This window comes from Streptomyces olivaceus, assembly GCF_000721235.1.
In the GTDB taxonomy this organism is placed as follows: domain Bacteria; phylum Actinomycetota; class Actinomycetes; order Streptomycetales; family Streptomycetaceae; genus Streptomyces; species Streptomyces olivaceus.
The window spans coordinates 96,410-115,307 of sequence record NZ_JOFH01000002.1 but is presented as its reverse complement, the minus strand read 5'-3'; the positions used below and the strand labels follow the sequence as shown (position 1 = coordinate 115,307).

The 18,898-nt window shown below is 71.1% G+C and carries 15 protein-coding genes; 9 read left to right on the top strand and 6 right to left on the bottom strand.

Features of this window, described 5'->3' with window-relative positions:
• The first annotated feature begins 186 nt into the window (after positions 1 to 186).
• Both IG94_RS0103440 and IG94_RS0103435 read left to right on the top strand, forming a co-directional pair.
• A complete protein-coding gene (locus IG94_RS0103440) occupies positions 187 to 396 on the top strand; it encodes a hypothetical protein (RefSeq protein ID WP_031030775.1) in 210 nt (69 codons plus the stop codon).
• Between the two features lie 179 nt (positions 397 to 575).
• Complete coding sequence (locus tag IG94_RS0103435; protein WP_031030773.1) at positions 576 to 2,132, top strand: hypothetical protein; 1,557 nt, start codon at positions 576 to 578, stop codon at positions 2,130 to 2,132.
• Positions 2,133 to 2,225: 93 nt separating this feature from the next.
• On the opposite strand, the gene IG94_RS0103430 is transcribed toward IG94_RS0103435, so the two are convergent.
• A complete protein-coding gene (locus IG94_RS0103430) occupies positions 2,226 to 2,582 on the bottom strand; it encodes a HesB/IscA family protein (RefSeq protein WP_031030770.1) in 357 nt (118 codons plus the stop codon).
• A gap of 742 nt (positions 2,583 to 3,324) precedes the next feature.
• Here IG94_RS0103430 and IG94_RS0103425 point away from each other — a divergent pair.
• The 4 genes from IG94_RS0103425 to nadA all read left to right on the top strand — a co-directional run bounded on the left by IG94_RS0103425 (position 3,325) and on the right by nadA (position 9,349).
• Positions 3,325 to 4,827, top strand: a complete 1,503-nt coding sequence (locus IG94_RS0103425; protein ID WP_031030767.1) for a tetratricopeptide repeat protein — start codon at positions 3,325 to 3,327, stop codon at positions 4,825 to 4,827.
• A 71-nt stretch (positions 4,828 to 4,898) separates the two neighbouring features.
• Positions 4,899 to 6,143 carry an MFS transporter gene (locus IG94_RS0103420; protein WP_157852203.1) on the top strand — a complete coding sequence of 415 codons (1,245 nt, stop codon included), beginning with the start codon at positions 4,899 to 4,901 and terminating at the stop codon, positions 6,141 to 6,143.
• Positions 6,130 to 7,920 carry an alpha/beta hydrolase family protein gene (locus tag IG94_RS0103415; protein ID WP_031030760.1) on the top strand — a complete coding sequence of 597 codons (1,791 nt, stop codon included), beginning with the start codon at positions 6,130 to 6,132 and terminating at the stop codon, positions 7,918 to 7,920. Before IG94_RS0103420 ends, IG94_RS0103415 begins: the two co-directional genes overlap by 14 nt.
• 244 nt (positions 7,921 to 8,164) lie before the next feature.
• A complete protein-coding gene (nadA, locus tag IG94_RS0103410; protein ID WP_031030758.1) occupies positions 8,165 to 9,349 on the top strand; it encodes a quinolinate synthase NadA in 1,185 nt (394 codons plus the stop codon).
• Between the two features lie 76 nt (positions 9,350 to 9,425).
• On the opposite strand, the gene IG94_RS0103405 is transcribed toward nadA, so the two are convergent.
• From IG94_RS0103405 to IG94_RS0103385, 5 genes are all read right to left on the bottom strand, one after another.
• Positions 9,426 to 12,545, bottom strand: coding sequence for an efflux RND transporter permease subunit (locus tag IG94_RS0103405; RefSeq protein ID WP_031030756.1), 3,120 nt, complete (start codon positions 12,543 to 12,545; stop codon positions 9,426 to 9,428).
• A gap of 200 nt (positions 12,546 to 12,745) precedes the next feature.
• Positions 12,746 to 13,429 (bottom strand): response regulator, encoded by a 684-nt coding sequence (locus tag IG94_RS0103400; RefSeq protein WP_031030754.1) that lies wholly within the window; start codon positions 13,427 to 13,429, stop codon positions 12,746 to 12,748.
• 22 nt (positions 13,430 to 13,451) lie between these two features.
• A complete protein-coding gene (locus tag IG94_RS0103395; protein ID WP_031030752.1) occupies positions 13,452 to 14,699 on the bottom strand; it encodes a sensor histidine kinase in 1,248 nt (415 codons plus the stop codon).
• 167 nt (positions 14,700 to 14,866) lie between these two features.
• The gene (gene pspAA / locus IG94_RS0103390; RefSeq protein ID WP_031030751.1) at positions 14,867 to 15,151 is read right to left on the bottom strand and encodes a PspA-associated protein PspAA; all 285 of its coding nucleotides are present in this window, start codon (positions 15,149 to 15,151) and stop codon (positions 14,867 to 14,869) included.
• 21 nt (positions 15,152 to 15,172) lie between these two features.
• A complete protein-coding gene (locus IG94_RS0103385) occupies positions 15,173 to 15,970 on the bottom strand; it encodes a PspA/IM30 family protein (RefSeq protein WP_263435732.1) in 798 nt (265 codons plus the stop codon).
• Between the two features lie 279 nt (positions 15,971 to 16,249).
• Here IG94_RS0103385 and IG94_RS0103380 point away from each other — a divergent pair, with 279 nt between their 5' ends.
• From IG94_RS0103380 to IG94_RS0103370, 3 genes are all read left to right on the top strand, one after another.
• On the top strand, positions 16,250 to 16,888 hold the full coding sequence (locus IG94_RS0103380; RefSeq protein WP_078535819.1) for a DUF3043 domain-containing protein: 639 nt from the start codon (positions 16,250 to 16,252) through the stop codon (positions 16,886 to 16,888).
• Positions 16,889 to 16,971: 83 nt separating this feature from the next.
• Positions 16,972 to 17,673 carry a class I SAM-dependent methyltransferase gene (locus tag IG94_RS0103375; RefSeq protein ID WP_031030745.1) on the top strand — a complete coding sequence of 234 codons (702 nt, stop codon included), beginning with the start codon at positions 16,972 to 16,974 and terminating at the stop codon, positions 17,671 to 17,673.
• A 104-nt stretch (positions 17,674 to 17,777) separates the two neighbouring features.
• Positions 17,778 to 18,890, top strand: coding sequence for a S1C family serine protease (locus IG94_RS0103370; RefSeq protein ID WP_031030742.1), 1,113 nt, complete (start codon positions 17,778 to 17,780; stop codon positions 18,888 to 18,890).
• The last annotated feature ends 8 nt before the right edge of the window (positions 18,891 to 18,898 follow it).

Sequence of the window (18,898 nt, the reverse complement as noted above, 5' to 3'; positions counted from 1 at the left end):
CGTGGACTCTCTCCTGAGGGGAGGCGGGTTGACGGTTCACGCTACCCGGCGGGGACGCCAGGCTGAAGCAGGTGGCGAGCAGGCGCAGGTCAGGTACCGGGCCAGGCCCTGGTCCCCCTCAGAAGCGGGCGAAACTACCCGGTAGTACGACTTTCTTCGCGGGGCCGGTGTGCCTACGGTGCTGTGATGACGAACCTGAGGACCGCCGACCCCGCCCCGGCCGACCTGGACGGCGATCTGGCCTCCCTGCGCGGGGACTGCGCCCGGATGACACCGCGCTGGCCGGCTTCGGCGCACGTCTCCGCCCGGCCGGTGCCCGTCCCGCTCCCGCACGGCGTACGGGTGCCGCAGACGTCGGCCCGGTTGCTGGAGTCGATGCCGGAGTACGGCGGCTGAGCAACCCCTGGCGCCTGAGCACTCCCGGAGGCTGAGCGCCCCGGGCGGCTCCGGGGCCGTTCGGGTGGCGTGCGCCGTCGCTTCGGGCGGCGTGCGCGTCGCCGGGAACCGGATGCGCGTCCACCGCGTCCCATGGCTGTCCCCAGCAACAGCCGAAGGGCAGCCGAAGGAGCGATGCGGTGAACACCGAGCGACCCGACAACGACGACGCCACCGCCGCCGACGAGGCCGGCTCCGGGCGTCCCGCGCGGCGGCGCCCCCCGGCGGTCGCGGTGGCGTCGGTCGCCGCCGCGGTGCTGCTCCTGGGCGCCGGCGGTGGCTATCTGGCCACGTCCGCCACCGGCGGCGCGGACGGCGGTACGTCGTCCGGCGCGTCGGGCGACGGCACTCCCCCGCCGCTCCCCCTCGACGACCACGGCACGTCTCCCGAGGGCGGCACGAACGGCATCGCGCCCGGCGAGCCCGACCCGTACGGCGTCACCTACCGGGCCGACGGCTCGCTCCCCGAGGGCCCCGGCTCGGCGCCGGTGTACCGGGCGAAGGGCGACGTCACCGAGGCGGAGGTGGCCCGGCTGGCCGAGGCGCTGGGCGTCGGGAGCGCGCCCCGCGTCCAGGGCGACGCGTGGAAGGCGGGCAACGCCAAGGACGGTTCCGGACCGCTGCTCACGGTGGACCGGCAGGCGCCGGGCACCTGGACCTTCCACCGCTACACGCCGGGCACCGACAACTGCAAGAAGGGCGCCGAGTGCAAGGCCCCGCCGGCGGACGGCAGTCCGGTGGACGAGGCGGCCGCCAGGCAGGCCGCGGCGCCGGTGCTGGAGGCGCTGGGCCAGGAGGACGCCAGGCTGGACGCGAGCCAGGTCATGGGCGCCAAGCGGGCGGTGAACGCGGAACCGGAGGTCGGCGGGCTGCCCACGTACGGCTGGACGACGGGCGTGGTCGTCAGTGCCCAGGGCGAGGTGGTCGGCGGCAGCGGGCAGGTCAAGGCGCCGGTGAAGGGCGACACGTACCCGGTCCTGGACGCGAAGGAGACGCTGGCGCTGCTGAACTCGCCGGGCAGCGGCCCGGGCGCCGGCATCGGCGGCTGCGCGAGTCCCGTGCCGCACCGGGAGGGCGACGGCGCGGACCTGCCGTGCGCGCCGCCGGCCGGCGCCCCGGGGAAGTCCGCGAGCCCGGGGAAGTCCGGCGGCGGGAAGCAGGCCGCCACGGTCGAGGACGCGGTGTTCGGACTGGCCGCGCACCCCGTGCGGGGGCGGCAGACGCTGGTGCCGTCGTGGCTGTTCGAGGTGCGGATGCCGGGCGCGCGGGACGCGGTCACGGTCACGTACCCGGCGGTCGAGCCGCGGTACCTGACGACGGCGGCGCCCGCCTCACCCGCCCCGACGCCCTCCTCGTCCTCCTCGTCCTCCGGGGAACCGTCCTCGGACCCGTCGAAGCCCCGGAACGTGGAGGTGAGCGGCTACACGGCCGGGGACGGCGAGCTGACCGTGCACTTCACCGGCGGCGTGTGCGCCGACTACGACGCGAAGGCGCAGGAGCGCGACGGGGAGGTGGCCGTCACGGTGACCGAGACGCCGCACCGGGACAAGGTCTGCATCCTGATCGCCAAGGAGTACGAGCGGACGGTGCGGCTCGACGAACCGCTCGGCGGGCGCGAGGTCGTCGGGGCGGACGGCGAGCGCGTGCCGACGTACAAGCCGGGCGCGCGGCTCCCGGCACCGTCCGGGGGCCGGTGACACCACCCGGCACCTCACCCGGCACGGGACAGGGCGGCGGCCCGGGACCTCGGTCCCGGGCCGCCGCCCTGTTCTGCTCGGGTGCCGCGCGGCTCAGCTGAAGGAGTCGCCGCAGGCGCAGGAGCCCGTCGCGTTCGGGTTGTCGATCGTGAAGCCCTGCTTCTCGATCGAGTCCACGAAGTCGACGGTGGCGCCGCCCAGGTACGGGGCGCTCATGCGGTCGGTGGTGACCTTGACGCCGCCGAAGTCCTTCACCACGTCGCCGTCGAGCGAGCGCTCGTCGAAGAAGAGCTGGTAGCGCAGGCCGGAGCAGCCGCCGGGCTGGACGGCGACGCGCAGCGCCAGGTCGTCACGGCCTTCCTGGTCGAGCAGCGCCTTGACCTTCGACGCGGCGGCGTCGGTCAGGATGATGCCGTCGGTGACGGTGGTGGTCTCGTCCGATACGGACATCTACATCTCTCCCGGGTTGTACGGAGACTGCTTGCCGACGGCGTCAACCGCCGGAGCCGCGGATTCATTCCGGGCGCGCCGAGTCTTTCTCCTCGGCATCCTGTCCCCTTCATGCTCGCACACGCCCCCGCGCGCGGTCAGCGGCCGGAGGGCCCCGTCCCGGCTGCGGGGCACGCAAGATCGTCCACATGACCTCCGGCGGGGACGTCGGACGTCCGGTACGGAGGTCCGTCGATTACCGGGCGCTCGCACAGCTTGGCCGGAATGAGACGTACAGCTTCACCCGATTCAGCGAGTCGACCACACCGGCCGGCAAGGAAGCACGGGGAGGCGACCGACAGCCGGCAGGGATTCGCCAAGCATCCCGAGGATGACTGAAGTGCATCGACAATCAGCAAACCTCAAACGACAGTGACCCACGTCACAATCAGGGGCAAGGTCGTCCAAAAAATCACTTGTCCACCGAAAGGGCGATACGTGAATCTTGATACGTCTGGGCAACCTCGCCCGGCAAACGAAAAGGGGGAATACGATGAAGCTCATCAAGGCCGCTCCCGCGGCCAAGAAGGTCACGTTCTCCGTGATGTACAACGCCCAACTCTGATCCGAGGCGTCGTGCATCCGTGAGGGGCAGAGACTCTCTGCCCCTCACGGGCACGTCTCATTTCCGGCCGGAATGGACTTGCAAGAGAAACGGGGGGGCAGGGTGCGCCATTTCGTGGTTTCAGCCGGTCGTGGAGTCGTGGGTTTTTCGCCGGTCAAGGCGCTCATCGACGTGACGGACAGGTCCCGGTGGCGGCGGGAAGCGCTGATCGGTCTCAAGCTGATCTCACCCGACGACCCCGCCTGCTCCGGCATCGACAGCGAAGCGAGCCTCACGGACGCCGCGCAGGCCCAGGACCGGATCCGGTTCTTCCTGAAGGACCGCCTCACCCGGAACTTCCGTGATGTCGGCAGGGCCTGGCTGTCCGAGGTGGGCCCCTGCCTCGTCGAGGTGACCCACGCAGAGCTGCTGGACGAAGGCAGCCGCCTCTTCCTGGAGACACTGGCGACTCTGCCGGGGCGGGACGTCGAGGTACGGCTCCAGGTGGGCGCGGGCGGTTCCGCAGCCACCGCGCATCCTCCCGAGAGCCCCCGGGAAGACACCGTCAACCGCCTGTTCGCCCGGGTCGGTGGGTTGTCGGAGTCCGACGTGGACCACCTGTACGAACAGGCAGTGGAATACCTGAGCGTCGGCGACAGCTGGACCGCCGAGCGGATTCTGCGGGGCATCCAGCCGCACCGCGACGTGCCGGCCGTCTGGGGGCGTCTTGCCCTGGCGTACACCATGCAGGGCAGGACTCTGGAGGCGGAGTTCTGCTGTCTCAGGTGGCGCAGCGATCCCGACCCCGTCGGGGTGGCCGGCGCGGACTACGCGCTCTCCATGCTCTACGCGCGCCATCACCCGGAGCACCTGCGCTCCCTCGACCGGACGGCCGACTACCTGGAACACGGGTACGCCGCCCTGGACCGGGTGGACGAAGACGACGACCGGGATCTCACTTTCCATCGGGTCTTCAACCGGAACGGTTATGCTCTCGTAGAATTCCGGCGGGGACGCGTCGATGTGGCGATCGAACACCTGACAGCCGGTATCTCGAAGCTCCGCAGCGGCACTGCGGTCCACCGCATGCACCAAACCGTGCTGATGTACAACCTGGCACAGTGCTACCGGCGCATCGGCAGGATCGACTCCGCCATCGAGACTTATCGTGAGCTGCTCGGCGTCGATGGAAAGATGCCGGAATACCATATGGAACTCGCTCACTGCCATCTGAGCGCCGAGCAGTTCAGCGAAGCACTCGCCTCCCTTCTGGAAGCCAGGAATCTGGGGCCTTCCATCCAGGAGGTACATTCACTCCTGGGTTTCACATACCTGCGGATCGGGAAGACGGCAGAGGCCCTCGACGCTTATCGCATCGCGCATGAATGCGATCCACGGGACGTCGATGCGCTGTACGACTACGCGTACCTTCTGGCCGAGTCCGAGCAGACGGAAAAGGCCTTGCAGCTGGCCTGCAGTCTGGACCCCGGCCTGCTGCCGCGCGACCAGGCGGTCAAGCTCCTGACACTGGCGGCCGAGCAGCACGCCCAGCTCGGGAACCTTCCCTCGGCTCACTCGGCGCTGGAAGAGGTCCTCACGCTCAATCCGGACGACCCGGACGCCCGCGCCAATCTCGATCAAGTGGCCGCCGCCATGGCGTGACCGCAGCACGCCGCCCCGCAGCCCGCGCCCCCTGAACAGGGAATTCAGTGTCCAAAGCCGAGAAGGCGTCCATGCGTTCCTCCCGTGCCACGCCGTCGAACCGAAGTCTGCCGGTCCCGGGGGCCCGCCGCCTGGTGGCCTACACCTTCATGTTCTTCACCGGCATGTGGCTCTCGAAGACAGTGCATCCGCTGTACTTCAACACGCATGACGATCTTGTGAACTTCGGTCTGTCGTACACCGCCATGGCCGTCGCCGGCACCACGTCGGTGTTCATCGGCCGGCTCTCGGACCGGTGGGGACCGAGAGCGGTACTCATCGGCGGCACCGTCCTCTACTCGGCCGGCATGACGCTGCGCATCGTCCACGACAGTGCCGTCGTCGCGGTGGCTTCCGGCCTCGTAGCGGGTGTCGGAGCCTCGTCCGTGTTCATCGGTCTGCGCACGTGGACCCTGCACCACACGACCGAGGAGCAGCGGGTCCCCATCGTGTCGCGCCGGGAGTTCATGAACCAGGCCGGGACAGCTCTCGGTATGGGAACTGCCGGAGCGCTCGCCGCGTTCATCGGCGCAGGTGACCGAGGCTACGTCTGCGTGCTGCTCCTCGCGGCGGGCTGCGTGCTGGCCGGGCTCTTCCTCATCCCCCCGGGTCGGACCAGTACGGTCTCCGCCGGCCGGGCGAAGGCCGGCGGGGCGGGGTTCGCCACGGTGTTCCGAGAACACCGGGGCCTGGCGCTCGGCGTTGTCGGTCTCGGATTCCTGATGGGCTCCTACGCCAGCATCCTCAGCCCGTACTTGCCGCTGCTGCTTGCCGAGCGGGGTGTGCCCGTGGCTCTCGTCGGTGTCGTGCTTGCCGTGGCCAGCGTCGTCCGGCTGACCGCGGCAGCCGTCGCCGGGAAGTACCTGCGTGAGCGTTCTCCGCTGGCGGTCTTCCTGGTCTCGGAGAGTTGCTGTGCGGCGGCCACGCTGATCCTGGCCCTGTCCGTGAGCCCCTGGCTGGCGGCCTGCGCCCTGGCCGTGCGCGGCGCTTTCCTGCTCGGCGCAACCGTCTCCCAGGAACTGCTGCAACTGAACGCCTTCCCCACCGCCCTCGCCGGAGTCCTCTTCGGGCTCGTGCAGAGTGCCTTCCTGGCCGGAGACGCCCTGGGCGGTGCGGTGGGCGGCTGGCTGTACCACCAACTCGGCAGCTCGCACACGGTACTCATCGCCACAGTGCTCACCCTGGCCAACGCACTGCTCGTGCCGACCTTCTACGGCCGTCTGCGCAGACTCTCCGAGACCGCCCCGGAAAGGCAGAGCGCGCATGCCACTTCCTGACGCCGCCCGCTCCCGGCGCCATCTGGCCGAGACCTTCTTCACCGAGCGCGGCCGGTTCCTCCTCTCGTGGGACGAAGGCCCGGTGCTGGGAACGGTCCAGGACGACGGCGCCCTGCACCTCGACGTGCCCGTGGATGCGCAGCGTGCCTCGACCGACACCCGCATCGGGCTCGATGGTGACGCCGTTCTGTACGTCGAATCACGTGAAGTGCTCGTGACCGTGCAGATGGACGACGCGGAAGTCGTCGTTGCCGAGAGCGGCCTGAGCGGCCGGAGCCAACGGTGGCATGCCACGTTGCCACCGGCGGAGCACGGTCACTGGACCCTGACGGACGTGGTGGATGCCTGGGACGAAGAGGGCGCACACTGCCTGGTTCTCACAGTCGAGGACGGCGCGGGATCCGTCGAGTTCCACCAGATCGGTGCCGGCAAGCCGGCACGGGCCCACCGGCCCCGCGTGCCGGGGCAGTTGGTCTACTGGGATCTCCGGTGCGACGCGGCCGTCCTCCGCGAGGACCGCGGCCCCTGGGATTCCAGGCTGCATCTGGAACGTCCGCTGTCGAAGGCCACCCCGCAGGCGGTCGAGGCCCGGTGGGCAGACGGCTGGGAGGGACACGGCCTGCTCATCGAGACGCCCTCCGGCTCCGCGAGCCGCCTGGTGGGATGGGACCTCGCCGCTCACTCCCGGATCACGATCGCCGGCCCGGCCGGACACATCGATGCAGCACGCTTCACACGTGAGGGCAGCGGACGTGTCCTCGTCGTCGCCACCGTCGAGGGTTCGGACACCCTGCACCTGTGGAACCCGGACGACGACGAGAACGTACAGCTTCCCCTCGACGGCACCGGCCGGCTCCGCATCCGGACCGCCGGGCCGCGCGGAATCGGGATCTACCGGGTCTCGACACTGGGAGGCTCCTCCTGGATCTGGCTGGACCAGGACGGAAACCTGCACCGGTCCGGGGGCGAGATCCCCCGCCACGGCGGGCAGGCCACGCTGTCCCATGTCTGGTACGGCCGGACACCGGCGCTCCGGTACCTGCCGGAGCAGCCTCCGGTGGCAGCCGTTGTCTCGCTCCACGGCGGACCGGAGTCGCTGGAACGCGATGAGCTCCGCTGGGACGGCCTGTACCGCGAACTCCTCGACGCCGGTGTCGCCGTCATCGGGCTCAACTACTGCGGGTCCACCGGATACGGTCCACTCCACACGCAGCGGGCGTGGAAGACCTGGACCACCGCGTTCCGAGAAGATGTCGAGTCCTGTATCGCTGCCGCGGCGGAATGGGGAGTGGGCCCGGCCGGCATCGCCCTTCTCGGTGGCAGTTTCGGCGGCGCACTCGCCTTGCTGGGCTGTGTCCTCCGGCACGACCTCGCCGGCGCAGTCGCCAGTGCTCCGCTCATCGACATCCGACGCCACGCGGAGCGGGCAGCTGCGGCGGATCCCTCCTACCGGGACTGGTTCGGAGCTCGATTCGAACTCGCCGCGTCGGCCGCGCCGGCACAACGGGTCTTCGATCCCGGACACCTCTGCGCCACGGATCCCGGACAGCGTGTCTTCCTCGTCCACGGCAGCGAGGACGAGGTGACGCAGTGGCAGCACAGCAAGCGCGCGGCCGACGAGGCGGTCCGCAGAGAGCTGCCCTGGACGCTGGTCACCGAGGCGGGAGCGGGTCACGTGCCTGCCGACCTCGACGAGGCCGAGCACCGGTACCGGAACATCCACTCGGCTCTGCTGCAGGTTCTGGGGATGGATCCCGTTACCGAAGCGACGTCCTGAGGAGTGCTGACGAGCAGCACGGCCACGCCTGCTGCGGCCGACGTATCGGCGGACTGCCGGGAGTGAGCTGCTCCGAGTGTGCCGGGGTCGCGTCCCGTGAGGTACGCGCCACCGACCGCGGCGAGCGCACCGGGATTCACGTCACACCGACACTATGGGCATCGTCAAAGTGACGTGAAGCGGATATGATATATAGCGTCAGTTCGACGAAAAGGGTCGACGAGAAACAGAAAGGGTGCGTGTCGTGACCACCGCCCAAACCCAGGAGCTCGACGTACAGCCGACGCCCCTCGCCCTGCTGCTGCTCGGCCGCGAGGCCGACCCGAGGAGCGAGCGCGGTGTGGAGTGCCCCGGCGACCTGCCCTCGCCCTCCGACCCGGACCTGGTCGCACGCGCCCGCGCGGCCAAGGAGAAGCTCGGTGACAAGGTCTTCGTCCTCGGTCACCACTACCAGCGCGACGAGGTCATCCAGTTCGCGGACGTCACGGGCGACTCCTTCAAGCTGGCCCGGGACGCCGCCGCGCGCCCGGAGGCCGAGTACATCGTCTTCTGCGGTGTGCACTTCATGGCCGAGTCGGCCGACATCCTCACCTCCGACGACCAGAAGGTGGTCCTGCCCGACCTGGCCGCCGGCTGCTCCATGGCGGACATGGCCACCGCCGAGCAGGTCGCCGAGTGCTGGGACGTGCTGACCGAGGCGGGGGTCGCCGAGCAGGTCGTGCCCGTCTCGTACATGAACTCGTCGGCGGACATCAAGGCGTTCACCGGCAAGCACGGCGGCACCATCTGCACCTCCTCCAACGCCGAGCGCGCCCTGAACTGGGCCTTCGAGCAGGGCGAGAAGGTGCTCTTCCTGCCCGACCAGCACCTCGGCCGCAACACGGCGGTGCGGGACCTGGGCATGTCCCTGGAGGACTGCGTCGTCTACAACCCGCACCGGCCGAACGGCGGGCTGAGCGCCGAGGAGCTGCGCGCGGCGAAGATGATCCTGTGGCGGGGGCACTGCTCGGTGCACGGCCGCTTCAGCCTGGACTCTGTCGCCGACGTGCGGGAGCGCATACCCGGCGTCAACGTCCTGGTGCACCCGGAGTGCAAGCACGAAGTCGTGGCCGCCGCGGACCAGGTCGGCTCGACCGAGTACATCATCAAGGCCCTGGAGGCGGCCCCGGCCGGTTCCAAGTGGGCCATCGGCACCGAGCTGAACCTGGTCCGGCGGCTGGCGAACCGTTTCGCCGCCGAGGACAAGGAGGTCGTCTTCCTCGACAAGACGGTCTGCTTCTGCTCGACCATGAACCGCATCGACCTCCCGCACCTGGTCTGGACGCTGGAGTCGCTGGCCGAGGGCACCCTCGTCAACCGCATCGAGGTCGACCGGGAGACGGAGGCGTTCGCGAAGCTGGCACTGGAGCGGATGCTCGCGCTGCCGTAGGAATCGCGCCCGCACGGCCGGGGCCCCGCGCGACCGCCTTCGGTGTCGCGCGGGGCCCCGGCCGTTTCCGGACGCCTCAGACGTTCGCCGTCTCCGGCTCCTGCGAGGTCGCGGCCTGCGGCGGCACGTCGCCGCCCCGCTTCGCCGCCTTCTTCTTCGCGCGCCGCTCCTTGCGCAGCTCCAGCATCGCGTAGAGCGTCGGGACGAGGAGCAGGGTCAGCAGCGTCGAGGTGATCAGGCCGCCGATCACGACCACCGCGAGCGGCTGGGCGATGAAGCCGCCCTCTCCGGTGACGCCCAGCGCCATCGGGAGCAGGGCGAAGATCGTCGCCAGGGCCGTCATCAGGATGGGGCGCAGCCGGTGGCGGCCGCCCTCCAGGACGGCCTCGACGACGCCGTAGCCCTGCTTGCGGTACTGGTTGATCAGGTCGATCAGCACGATCGCGTTGGTGACCACGATGCCGATCAGCATCAGCATGCCGATCATCGCCGGGACGCCCATCGGGGTGCCGGTGGCGATCAGCAGGCCGATCGCGCCGGTCGCCGCGAACGGGATCGACACCAGCAGGATCAGCGGCTGGGCCAGCGACCGGAAGGTGCCGACCAGCAGCATGAACACGATGGCGATCGCCGCGAGCATGGCGAGGCCGAGGTTGACGAACGCCTCGTCCTGGTCGGCGGTGACGCCGCCGATCTCCGCCGTGGCACCGGTCGGCAGGTCGAGACCGTCGATCTTCGTCTGGAGGTCGGTGCTGACCGCGCCGGTGTTGTCGCCGGTCGGCCTGGCGGTGACGGTCGCCGAGCGCTGGCCGTCGATGCGGGTCATCGACACCGGGCCGTCCACCAGCTCCACGGTGGCGATGTCACCGAGCTTCGCGGGGCCCAGGTTCAGTGCCTTCAGCTCGTCCAGCGTCTCGGCGGGCTGCGCCGACCGGATGACGACGTCGCGCTCGGTGTCGTCCAGCGTCGCCTTGGCCGCCGGGGTGCCGCGCACCGCCTGGGCGACGGCCGCGCCGAGGGTCTGGTCGGTGAACCCGGCCCCGGCCGCCTTCGCGTTGGCCTTGACCGAGATGCGCGGCACGCTCTCGGCGAGGTCGCTGGTGACGTCGGTGACGTCGTCGAGTTCGGCGACCGTCTTGCGGACCTGCTCGGCGGCGTCGCGCAGCACCTGCGCGTCGGCGGCCTTGACGACGACGCTCAGGTCCTGGCTGCCGAAGCCGTCGCCGCCGGCGACCGTGGTGGTGCCGATGCCGTCGAGCTTCGCGAGCCCGTCCTCCAGGTGGTCCTGGACGTCCTCGTAGGACGCCGAGTCCTCCAGCATCACCTGGTACGAGGCCTGGTTGGTGTCCGTGCCGCCGCCGAAGGCGGCCATGAAGCCGGACGAGCCGATGGTGACCTGGTACTCCTTGACGCCGTCGGTGTCGCCGAGCAGCTTCTCGACCTTCTTGGCCTGGGCGTCGGTGGCGCCGAGGCTGGTGCCCGGCTCCAGCTCCTGCTTGATGCTGAGGACCTCCTGCTCGCCCTGGTCGAAGAAGTTGGTCTTCAGCAGCGGCGCCATGCCGAAGGTGCCGATCAGCACGACGACGGCGATGGCCACGCTGGTCAGGCGGCGGCGGGTGGCGAAGCGCAGGACGGGGACGTAGAACCGCTGCAGGCGGCTCCTCGCCTCCTTCTCCTCGGCGAGGCGGCGGGCCTCGGCCGCGTCCTCGGGGGTGCCCTTCGGGGGCCGCAGGAACCAGTACGACAGGACCGGGACGACCGTCAGCGACACCAGCAGGGACGCGAGCAGCGCGGCGGTGACGGTGAGGCTGAAGGAGCCGAACAGCTCGCCGACCATGCCGCCGACCAGACCGATCGGCAGGAACACGGCGACGGTGGTGAGCGTGGAGGAGGTGACCGCTCCGGCGACCTCGCGGACGGCCTTGAGGATGGCCTCCCGGCGCTCCTCGCCGTAGCCGAGGTGGCGCTTGATGTTCTCCAGGACCACGATCGAGTCGTCGACGACGCGGCCGATGGCGATGGTCAGCGCGCCCAGCGTCAGCATGTTGAGCGACAGGTCGCGCGTCCACAGGACGATCAGCGCCAGCACCACCGACAGCGGGATGGAGACCGCGGTGACCAGGGTGGAGCGGATCGACGCCAGGAAGACCAGGATGACCAGGACGGCGAAGAGCAGACCGAGCCCGCCCTCCGTGGTCAGGCCCGAGATGGCCTTGGAGACCGCCGGGCCCTGGTCGCTGACGACGGTGAGGGTCGCGCCGGAGCCCAGCTGCTCGCGCAGGTCGGGGAGCTTGTCCTCGACGGCGTTCGAGATGGAGACCGCGCTGCCGTCGTGGTCCATCGTCACGGCGACCGCGAGGGACGGCTTGCCGTCGGTGCGGGTGAGCGAGTCGGCCTTGGCCTCCTCCTCCTTGACGGTGGCGACGTCGCCGAGGCGGACCGGCTCGTCGACGCCCTCACCGGTGACCATGAGGTCCTGGATCTGCTTGACCGAGGTGAAGCCGCCGCCGACCTGGACGGTGCGGTTGGCGCCGTCCTCGTCGAAGGAGCCCGCGGGGACGGTCGCGCCGCCGGCCTGGAGGGACTGGGCGAGCGCCTGCGGAGCCACGCCCGCCCCGGCCAGCTTCGCGTCGTCCGGCGTGACGGTGACCTGCACGTCGCGGACGCCGTCGACCGTGACCTGGGCGACGCCGTCGATGTTCTTCAGCTCGGAGACGACCGTCTTGTCGAGCTGGTCGGCCAGTGCCTGCTGGTCCTTGTCCGAGGTGACGGCGAGGACGACGGTCGGGATGTCGTCCGTCGAACCGGAGATGACCTGCGGGTCCACGTCGTCCGGGAGCTGGGCGCGGGCCCGGTTCACGGCCTGCTGGACGTCGGCGACGAGCTGCTGGGTGTCCGGGCCGTAGTCGAAGGACGCCATGAGGACGGCGCTGCCCTCACTGGCCGTCGAGGTGACGCCCGATATGCCGTCGACGGCTTCGAGGCTGTCCTCGATCGGCTCGACGACCTGCTTCTCGACCACGTCGGGCGAGGCACCCTGGTACGGGGCGAGGACCGACACCATGGGCAGTTCGATGGTGGGCAGCAGCTGCTGCTTGAGCTGGGGGATCGCGATCGCCCCGAAGACGAGCGCGACGATCGACATCAGCCCTATCAGGGCCCGTTGCGCGAGGCTGAATCTCGACAGCCAGGACATGGGTCAGGGTCTCTCTTCTGTGGCCGAGCAGGGAACGGGGCACGTGGCAGCGCCGGGTGCGGGGCACGTGAGCGCCGGGTGCGGGCAACGGATGAGCGCCCACTCCAACACCCTGAGCCATGGCGGACCCCGGTTCCCTAGGCCCCAGGTCCATTTCCTTATGCGGCACCTACTCCCGCCGCAGTACACGCGGGTAGAGGTCACTCCACCCTTGGACGTACCAACCCTGACTCGTACGCGATGACGACCAGTTGGGCGCGGTCGCGGGCGCCCAGCTTGGCCATGGCCCGGTTCACGTGGGTCTTCACGGTGAGCGGGCTGACCGCCAGGCGTTCGGCGATCTCGTCGTTGGAGTGCCCGCCGGCCACCTGGACCAGCACCTCGCGCTCGCGTCCGGTCAGCGACCGCAGCCGCTCGGCGCGCGCCGGATCGCGGTTCTCGTCGCCCGTGCCCTCCTGGGCGAGGAAGCGGGCGATCAGTCCCTTGGTGGCGGTCGGCGACAGCAGCGCCTCGCCGCCGGCCGCGACGCGGATGGCGGCGAGGAGTTCGTCGGGCTCCGAGCCCTTGCCGAGGAAGCCGGAGGCGCCGGCGCGCAGCGACTGCACCACGTAGTCGTCGACCTCGAAGGTGGTCAGTATGACCACGCGGACATGGGCGAGGGCCGGGTCGGCGCTGATCAGGCGGGTGGCGGCGAGACCGTCCGTGCCGGGCATCCGGATGTCCATCAGCACCACGTCGGCCCGCCGTTCGGCGGCCAGCCGGGCCGCCTCCGCGCCGTCGGACGCCTCCCCCACCACCTCCATGTCGGGCTCGGAGTCGACCAGCACCTTGAAGGCGCTCCGCAGCAGCGCCTGGTCGTCGGCGAGCAGGACACGGATCGTCATACGGAGTGCTCCACAGCGGTGTTCATACGAGGTCCTCCACGGCGTCGGCGGCGTCGGTACGGCTTCTGACCGGAAGGATCGCATGGACCCGGAAACCGCCCCCGTAGCGGGGACCGGTGGTGAGGATGCCGCGCACGGCGGTGACCCGCTCGCGCATGCCGAGCAGGCCGTGGCCGCCGCCGTCGGCGGGGGCACCGTCGGTAGGAGCGCCGTCGTCGGTGCCGGTGCCGTCGTCGAGCACGGTCACCTCGATGTTCGGCCCCACCCTTACGACGCTGACCTCGGCCTTCGCCCGCTCCCCCGCGTGCTTGCGGACGTTGGTCAGGGCCTCCTGGATGATGCGGTACGCCGCGAGGTCGACGGCGGCCGGCAGCTCGGTCCCCTGGTCGGCGCGGGCCACCTCGACGTGCAGCCCGGCGTGGTGGAAGGTGCCGACGAGTTCACCGAGGCGGGCGAGGCCCGGAGCGGGCTCGGTCGGCGCCTCCGGGTCGCCGGACTGGCGCAGCAGGCCGACGGTGGCCCGCAGCTCGTCCAGGGCACTGCGGCTGGCCTGCCGTACGTGGGCGAGGGCCGCCTTGGCCTGGTCGGGCCGCTTGTCCATGACGTGCGAGGCGACACCGGCCTGGACGTTGACCAGGGCGATGTGGTGGGCGACCACGTCGTGCAGGTCGCGGGCGATGCGGAGCCGCTCCTCGGCGACCCGGCGGCGCGCCTCCTCCTCGCGGGTGCGTTCGGCCTTCTCGGCCCGGTCCCGGATGGCCTGCACGAAGGCCCGGTGGCTGCGGACGGCGTCCCCGGCGGTGGCGCCGATGCCGGTCCAGGCGAAGACAGCGAGGTTCTCCTGCGCGTACCAGGGCAGCGGACCCGCCAGCATGGCGGCGCCGGTGAGGACGGTCATGGTGAGCAGACCGACCCGCCAGGTGGTGGTGCGGTCGGCGGAGGCGGCGACGGTGAAGAGCGCGACGACGGCGCACATGACGACCGGGGCGCGGGGTTCGCCGGTGACGCTCTCGACGACGGAGGCGCAGCCGGTGACGGCAAGGACCGCCATGGGCTCCCGGCGGCGGAAGGCGAGGGCGGCGGCGCCGACGGCCATGAGCGCGAGGCTCAGCGCGTCGGGGGTGCGCAGCTCCCAGCTGACGCCCTCGGGACCGTGCGGATCCACGAAGGAACCCGCGAGCATGCACACCAGGACGGCGGTGGCGAGGGCCGTGTCCAGCGCGGAGGGGTGGGCGCCGAGGGTGCAGCGGGCGCGGGCGAGGGTGCTCACGCTTGTTTACGGTAGCTGGAGTGGGCGCCTGTTTTGAGTGGGGCGGCGTTCAGTGGACGTCGGCCCCCGGGGGCTGCGCCCCCGGACCCCCGCTTCGGCCTGGACGGCCTCGCCCTCAAACGCCGGACGGGCTGAGTGTTGCCGCCCGGCGCCCAGAGTGCGGGAACCTACGCGCCGCCCGGAATCAGGCCGTCGTCGCTCAGGAGTTCCCTGACCTCCTCCAGAGTGGCGTCCGGGGACGGGAGGATGAGGTCGGAGGGCTCCAGGGAGTCCTCCGGGAGCGGCTCGCCCAGTTCGCGGACCTTGGCCAGGAGGGCCTGGAGGGTCGCGCGGAAGCCCGGGCCGTCGCCGTTCTCCATCTCGGCCAGGAGCTCGTCGTCCAGCGTGTCCAGCTCGGCGAGCCGGCCGTCGGGCAGCGTCAGCTGGCCCTCCCCCATGATCCGTACGATCATGTCGCCCTCCTAGGCGTGGAGCTACTGCTTGTCGAACCGCGGGGTGTCCTGCGGCTGCTGCTGGGGCTGCGGACTGCCCTGGCCCTGGTCCTGGCCGCCCTCGATGGCCTGCCGGTCCGAGGTGCTGCCCCCGGACAGCTCGGCCTTCATCCGCTGCAGCTCCAGCTCTACATCCGTACCACCGGAGAGCCGGTCCAGCTCGGCCTGGATGTCGTCCTTGTGCATGCCGGACTGGTCGTCGAGGGCGCCCGAGGCGAGCAGCTCGTCGATGGCACCGGCCCGGGCCTGCATCTGGGCGGTCTTGTCCTCGGCCCGCTGGATCGCCATGCCGACGTCGCCCATCTCCTCGGAGATGCCGGAGAACGCCTCGCCGATGCGGGTCTGCGCCTGGGCCGCCGTGTAGGTGGCCTTGATGGTCTCCTTCTTCGTCCGGAAGGCGTCCACCTTGGCCTGGAGGCGCTGGGCCGCGAGGGTGAGCTTCTCCTCCTCGCCCTGGAGCGTGGCGTGCTGCGTCTCCAGGTCGGTGACCTGCTGCTGGAGGGCGGCGCGGCGGGAGAGTGCCTCGCGGGCCAGGTCCTCCCGGCCCAGCGCCAGCGCCTTGCGGCCCTGGTCCTCCAGCTTGCCCGACTGGGACTGGAGCTGGTTGAGCTGCAGCTCCAGGCGCTTGCGGCTGGTCGCCACGTCGGCGACGCCGCGGCGCACCTTCTGCAGCAGCTCCAGCTGTTTCTGGTACGAGTAATCGAGGGTCTCGCGCGGGTCCTCGGCCCGGTCAAGGGCCTTGTTGGCCTTCGCGCGGAAGATCATCCCCATACGCTTCATGACACCGCTCATGGGCTTCGCGCGCCCCCTTCTGACCGACTCCGGCTCCAGCGACTACAACAGAACCCACAGTACGGGGCCCGACTCCATTACCGCACTGTTCGGGGACGGATGCGCTCATCCCCAAGGACGACTGCGCACGCTCCCGGTCCGGCGTAGGGAGTAGGTGCTCCCCGGGGTGTCCGGAATGCACCGGTGTCCGAGCCCGTACGCCGCACGCACAACGTCCGCTCTGTCCTTTTACAGACGACCGGCGTTGCCGGATCGTTCCCCACCGGACTGGGGTCCACACCCCGGGACCCCGTACCCTTGGGTTTTGTGTTCCGTAGCCGTGCCAAGGATGAGAAGGCCCAGAGCGCCGTCAGCGCGCAGGTGACCGACTCCAAGCAGCCCCGCGACCCGCAGGCCCCGAAGGGCAGGCCCACGCCCAAGCGCAGCGTGGCCCAGTCCCAGCGCCGCAGCGTCGCCAATACGCCGATGACGCGCAAGGACGCGGCCAAGCGGCAGCGCGAGGAGCGCAGGACCGCGATGGCGCGGCAGCGCGAGGCGCTGGCGAAGGGCGACGAGCGGTACCTGCCGGCCCGCGACAAGGGCCCGGTCCGCAAGTTCGCGCGCGACTTCATCGACTCGCGGTTCAACATCGCGGAGTACTTCCTGCCGATGGCCGTGATCATCCTCGTGCTGAGCATGATCCGGGTGGCCTCGCTGCAGAACGTCGCGCTGCTGCTGTGGCTGGTCGTGATCGTGCTGATCGTGCTGGACTCGGCCGTCACCGGCTTCCGGCTGAAGAAGCGGCTCGCCGAGCGCTTCCCGGACGAGCGGCGGCGCGGCGCGGTCGCCTACGCGCTGATGCGCTCGCTCCAGATGCGCCGGCTGCGGCTGCCCAAGCCCCAGGTCAAGCGCGGGGAGCGGCCCTGAGCACGACGCCGTTCACCGAGGGCGCGGCCGAGGCCTGGACAGCGGGGCTGTCCGGGCTTCGCAACGTCGTACGGCAGGAGCTGGTGGCCCGCCAGCTGGACGAGCAGATAGCCGGGCGCTTCGCGGTGGGCAGGCGGCTGCGGGTGCTCGACGTCGGCATGGGCCAGGGAACCCAGGCGCTGCGGCTGGCCCGGGCCGGGCACCAGGTGACCGGCGTGGAGCGGGACACGGCGATGATCGCCACCGCGCGCGAGGCGCTGGCAGGGCAGCCGGAGGGCATCCGGGAGCGGATGCGGATCGTCGAGGGGGACGGCCGGGACACCGGCGTGCACTTCCTGCCGGGCAGCTTCGACGTGGTGCTCTGCCACGGCGTGCTCATGTACGTCGAGGAACCCGACCCGCTGCTCGCGGGGCTGGCCCGGATGCTCGCGCCGGGCGGGCTGCTGTCCCTCCTGGTGCGCAACGCCGACGCGCTCGCCATGCGCCCCGGCCTGCACGGCGACTGGACCGGCGCGCTGGCCGCCTTCGACACCACCGCGTACCGCAACCGGCTCGGCGTCGACGTGCGCGCGGACCGGCTGGCGACGCTGACGGCGAAGCTCGCCGGCATCGGGGCGCCGCTGCACACCTGGTACGGCGTGCGGGTCTTCACGGACACCGCGCCCGACGGGACCGCGCCGCCGGACGACGCCGACGCCCTGCTGGCCGCCGAGGAACGGGCGGGCCGGACGGACCCGTACCGCGGGATCGCGGCGCTGCTGCACCTGTGCGGGGTCCGGGGCTAGCACGGCCCCTGGGGCCCCTCCCTCCTCGCCCGTCTCCTCCGCCGCTACGCCCGTTCGGGTGTTCAGCGCGGGCCGGGGACACGGAGCGCGACGAGACTCGGGCCATGGACGCTTCCCGTACCCGTGCGACCCGTGCCGCCCGTGCCGTGTCCCGGCTGTCCGGCCCGGTGACCGTGCCGGCCTGCACCCTGCTGCTCCTGCTCCCCGTGACGGGCTGCTCCGAGTCCGGTTCCGGCCCGGGGTCCGGCCGCGCGCGGGAGGGCGAGACGGCGCGGGCCGCGGTACCGCGCGCGGCGAGCGATCTGCAGGCCGACTACGAGCGGGTGATCGAGGACGTGCTGCCGTCGGTGGTGCAGATCCAGGCGGGCGACTCGCTGGGTTCGGGAGTCGTGTACGACGACAAGGGGCACGTCGTCACCAACGCGCACGTCGTCGGGGACGGCAAGTCCTTCCGGGTGACGACCGCCCGCGCGGAGGGGGCCCTGGGCGCGAAGCTCGTCTCGTCCTATCCCGAGCAGGACCTGGCGGTCGTCAAGCTCGACAAGGTGCCCGAGGGCCTGAAGGCGGCCCGCCTCGCGGACTCCGCGAAGGTCGCGGTCGGGCAGATCGTACTGGCGATGGGTTCGCCGCTCGGCCTGTCCTCCAGCGTGACGCAGGGCATCGTCTCGGCGACCGGGCGGACCGTCACGGAGGGCGGCAGCGGGGGCGGCACGGGCGCGACGATCGCCAACATGGTGCAGACGTCGGCGGCCATCAACCCCGGCAACAGCGGCGGCGCCCTGGTGAACCTTGACGGGCAGGTGATCGGCATCCCGACGCTGGCGGCCACCGACCCGGGCCTCGGCGAGGGCGCGGCGCCCGGCATCGGCTTCGCGATCCCGGCGTCGATGGTGTCGACGGTGGCCGGGCAGATCGTCGAGGAGGGCCGGGTCACCGACTCGGGGCGGGCCGCGCTGGGCATCACCGCCCGCACGGTCGTCGACGACGGCTACCGGCCCGCGGGCGCGGCCGTCGTCGAGGTGAGCCGCGGCGGGGCCGCGGACGACGCGGGGCTGCGGTCCGGGGACGTCGTCGTGAAGCTGGGCGGTACGGACATCACCACGATCACCTCACTGGCCGAGGCGCTGGCCCCGATGCGGCCGGGCGACCGGACGAAGGTGACGTACACCCGGGACGGCGACGAGCGCACCGCCGAGGTGACACTGGGCGAGCAGTGACGGGGGCT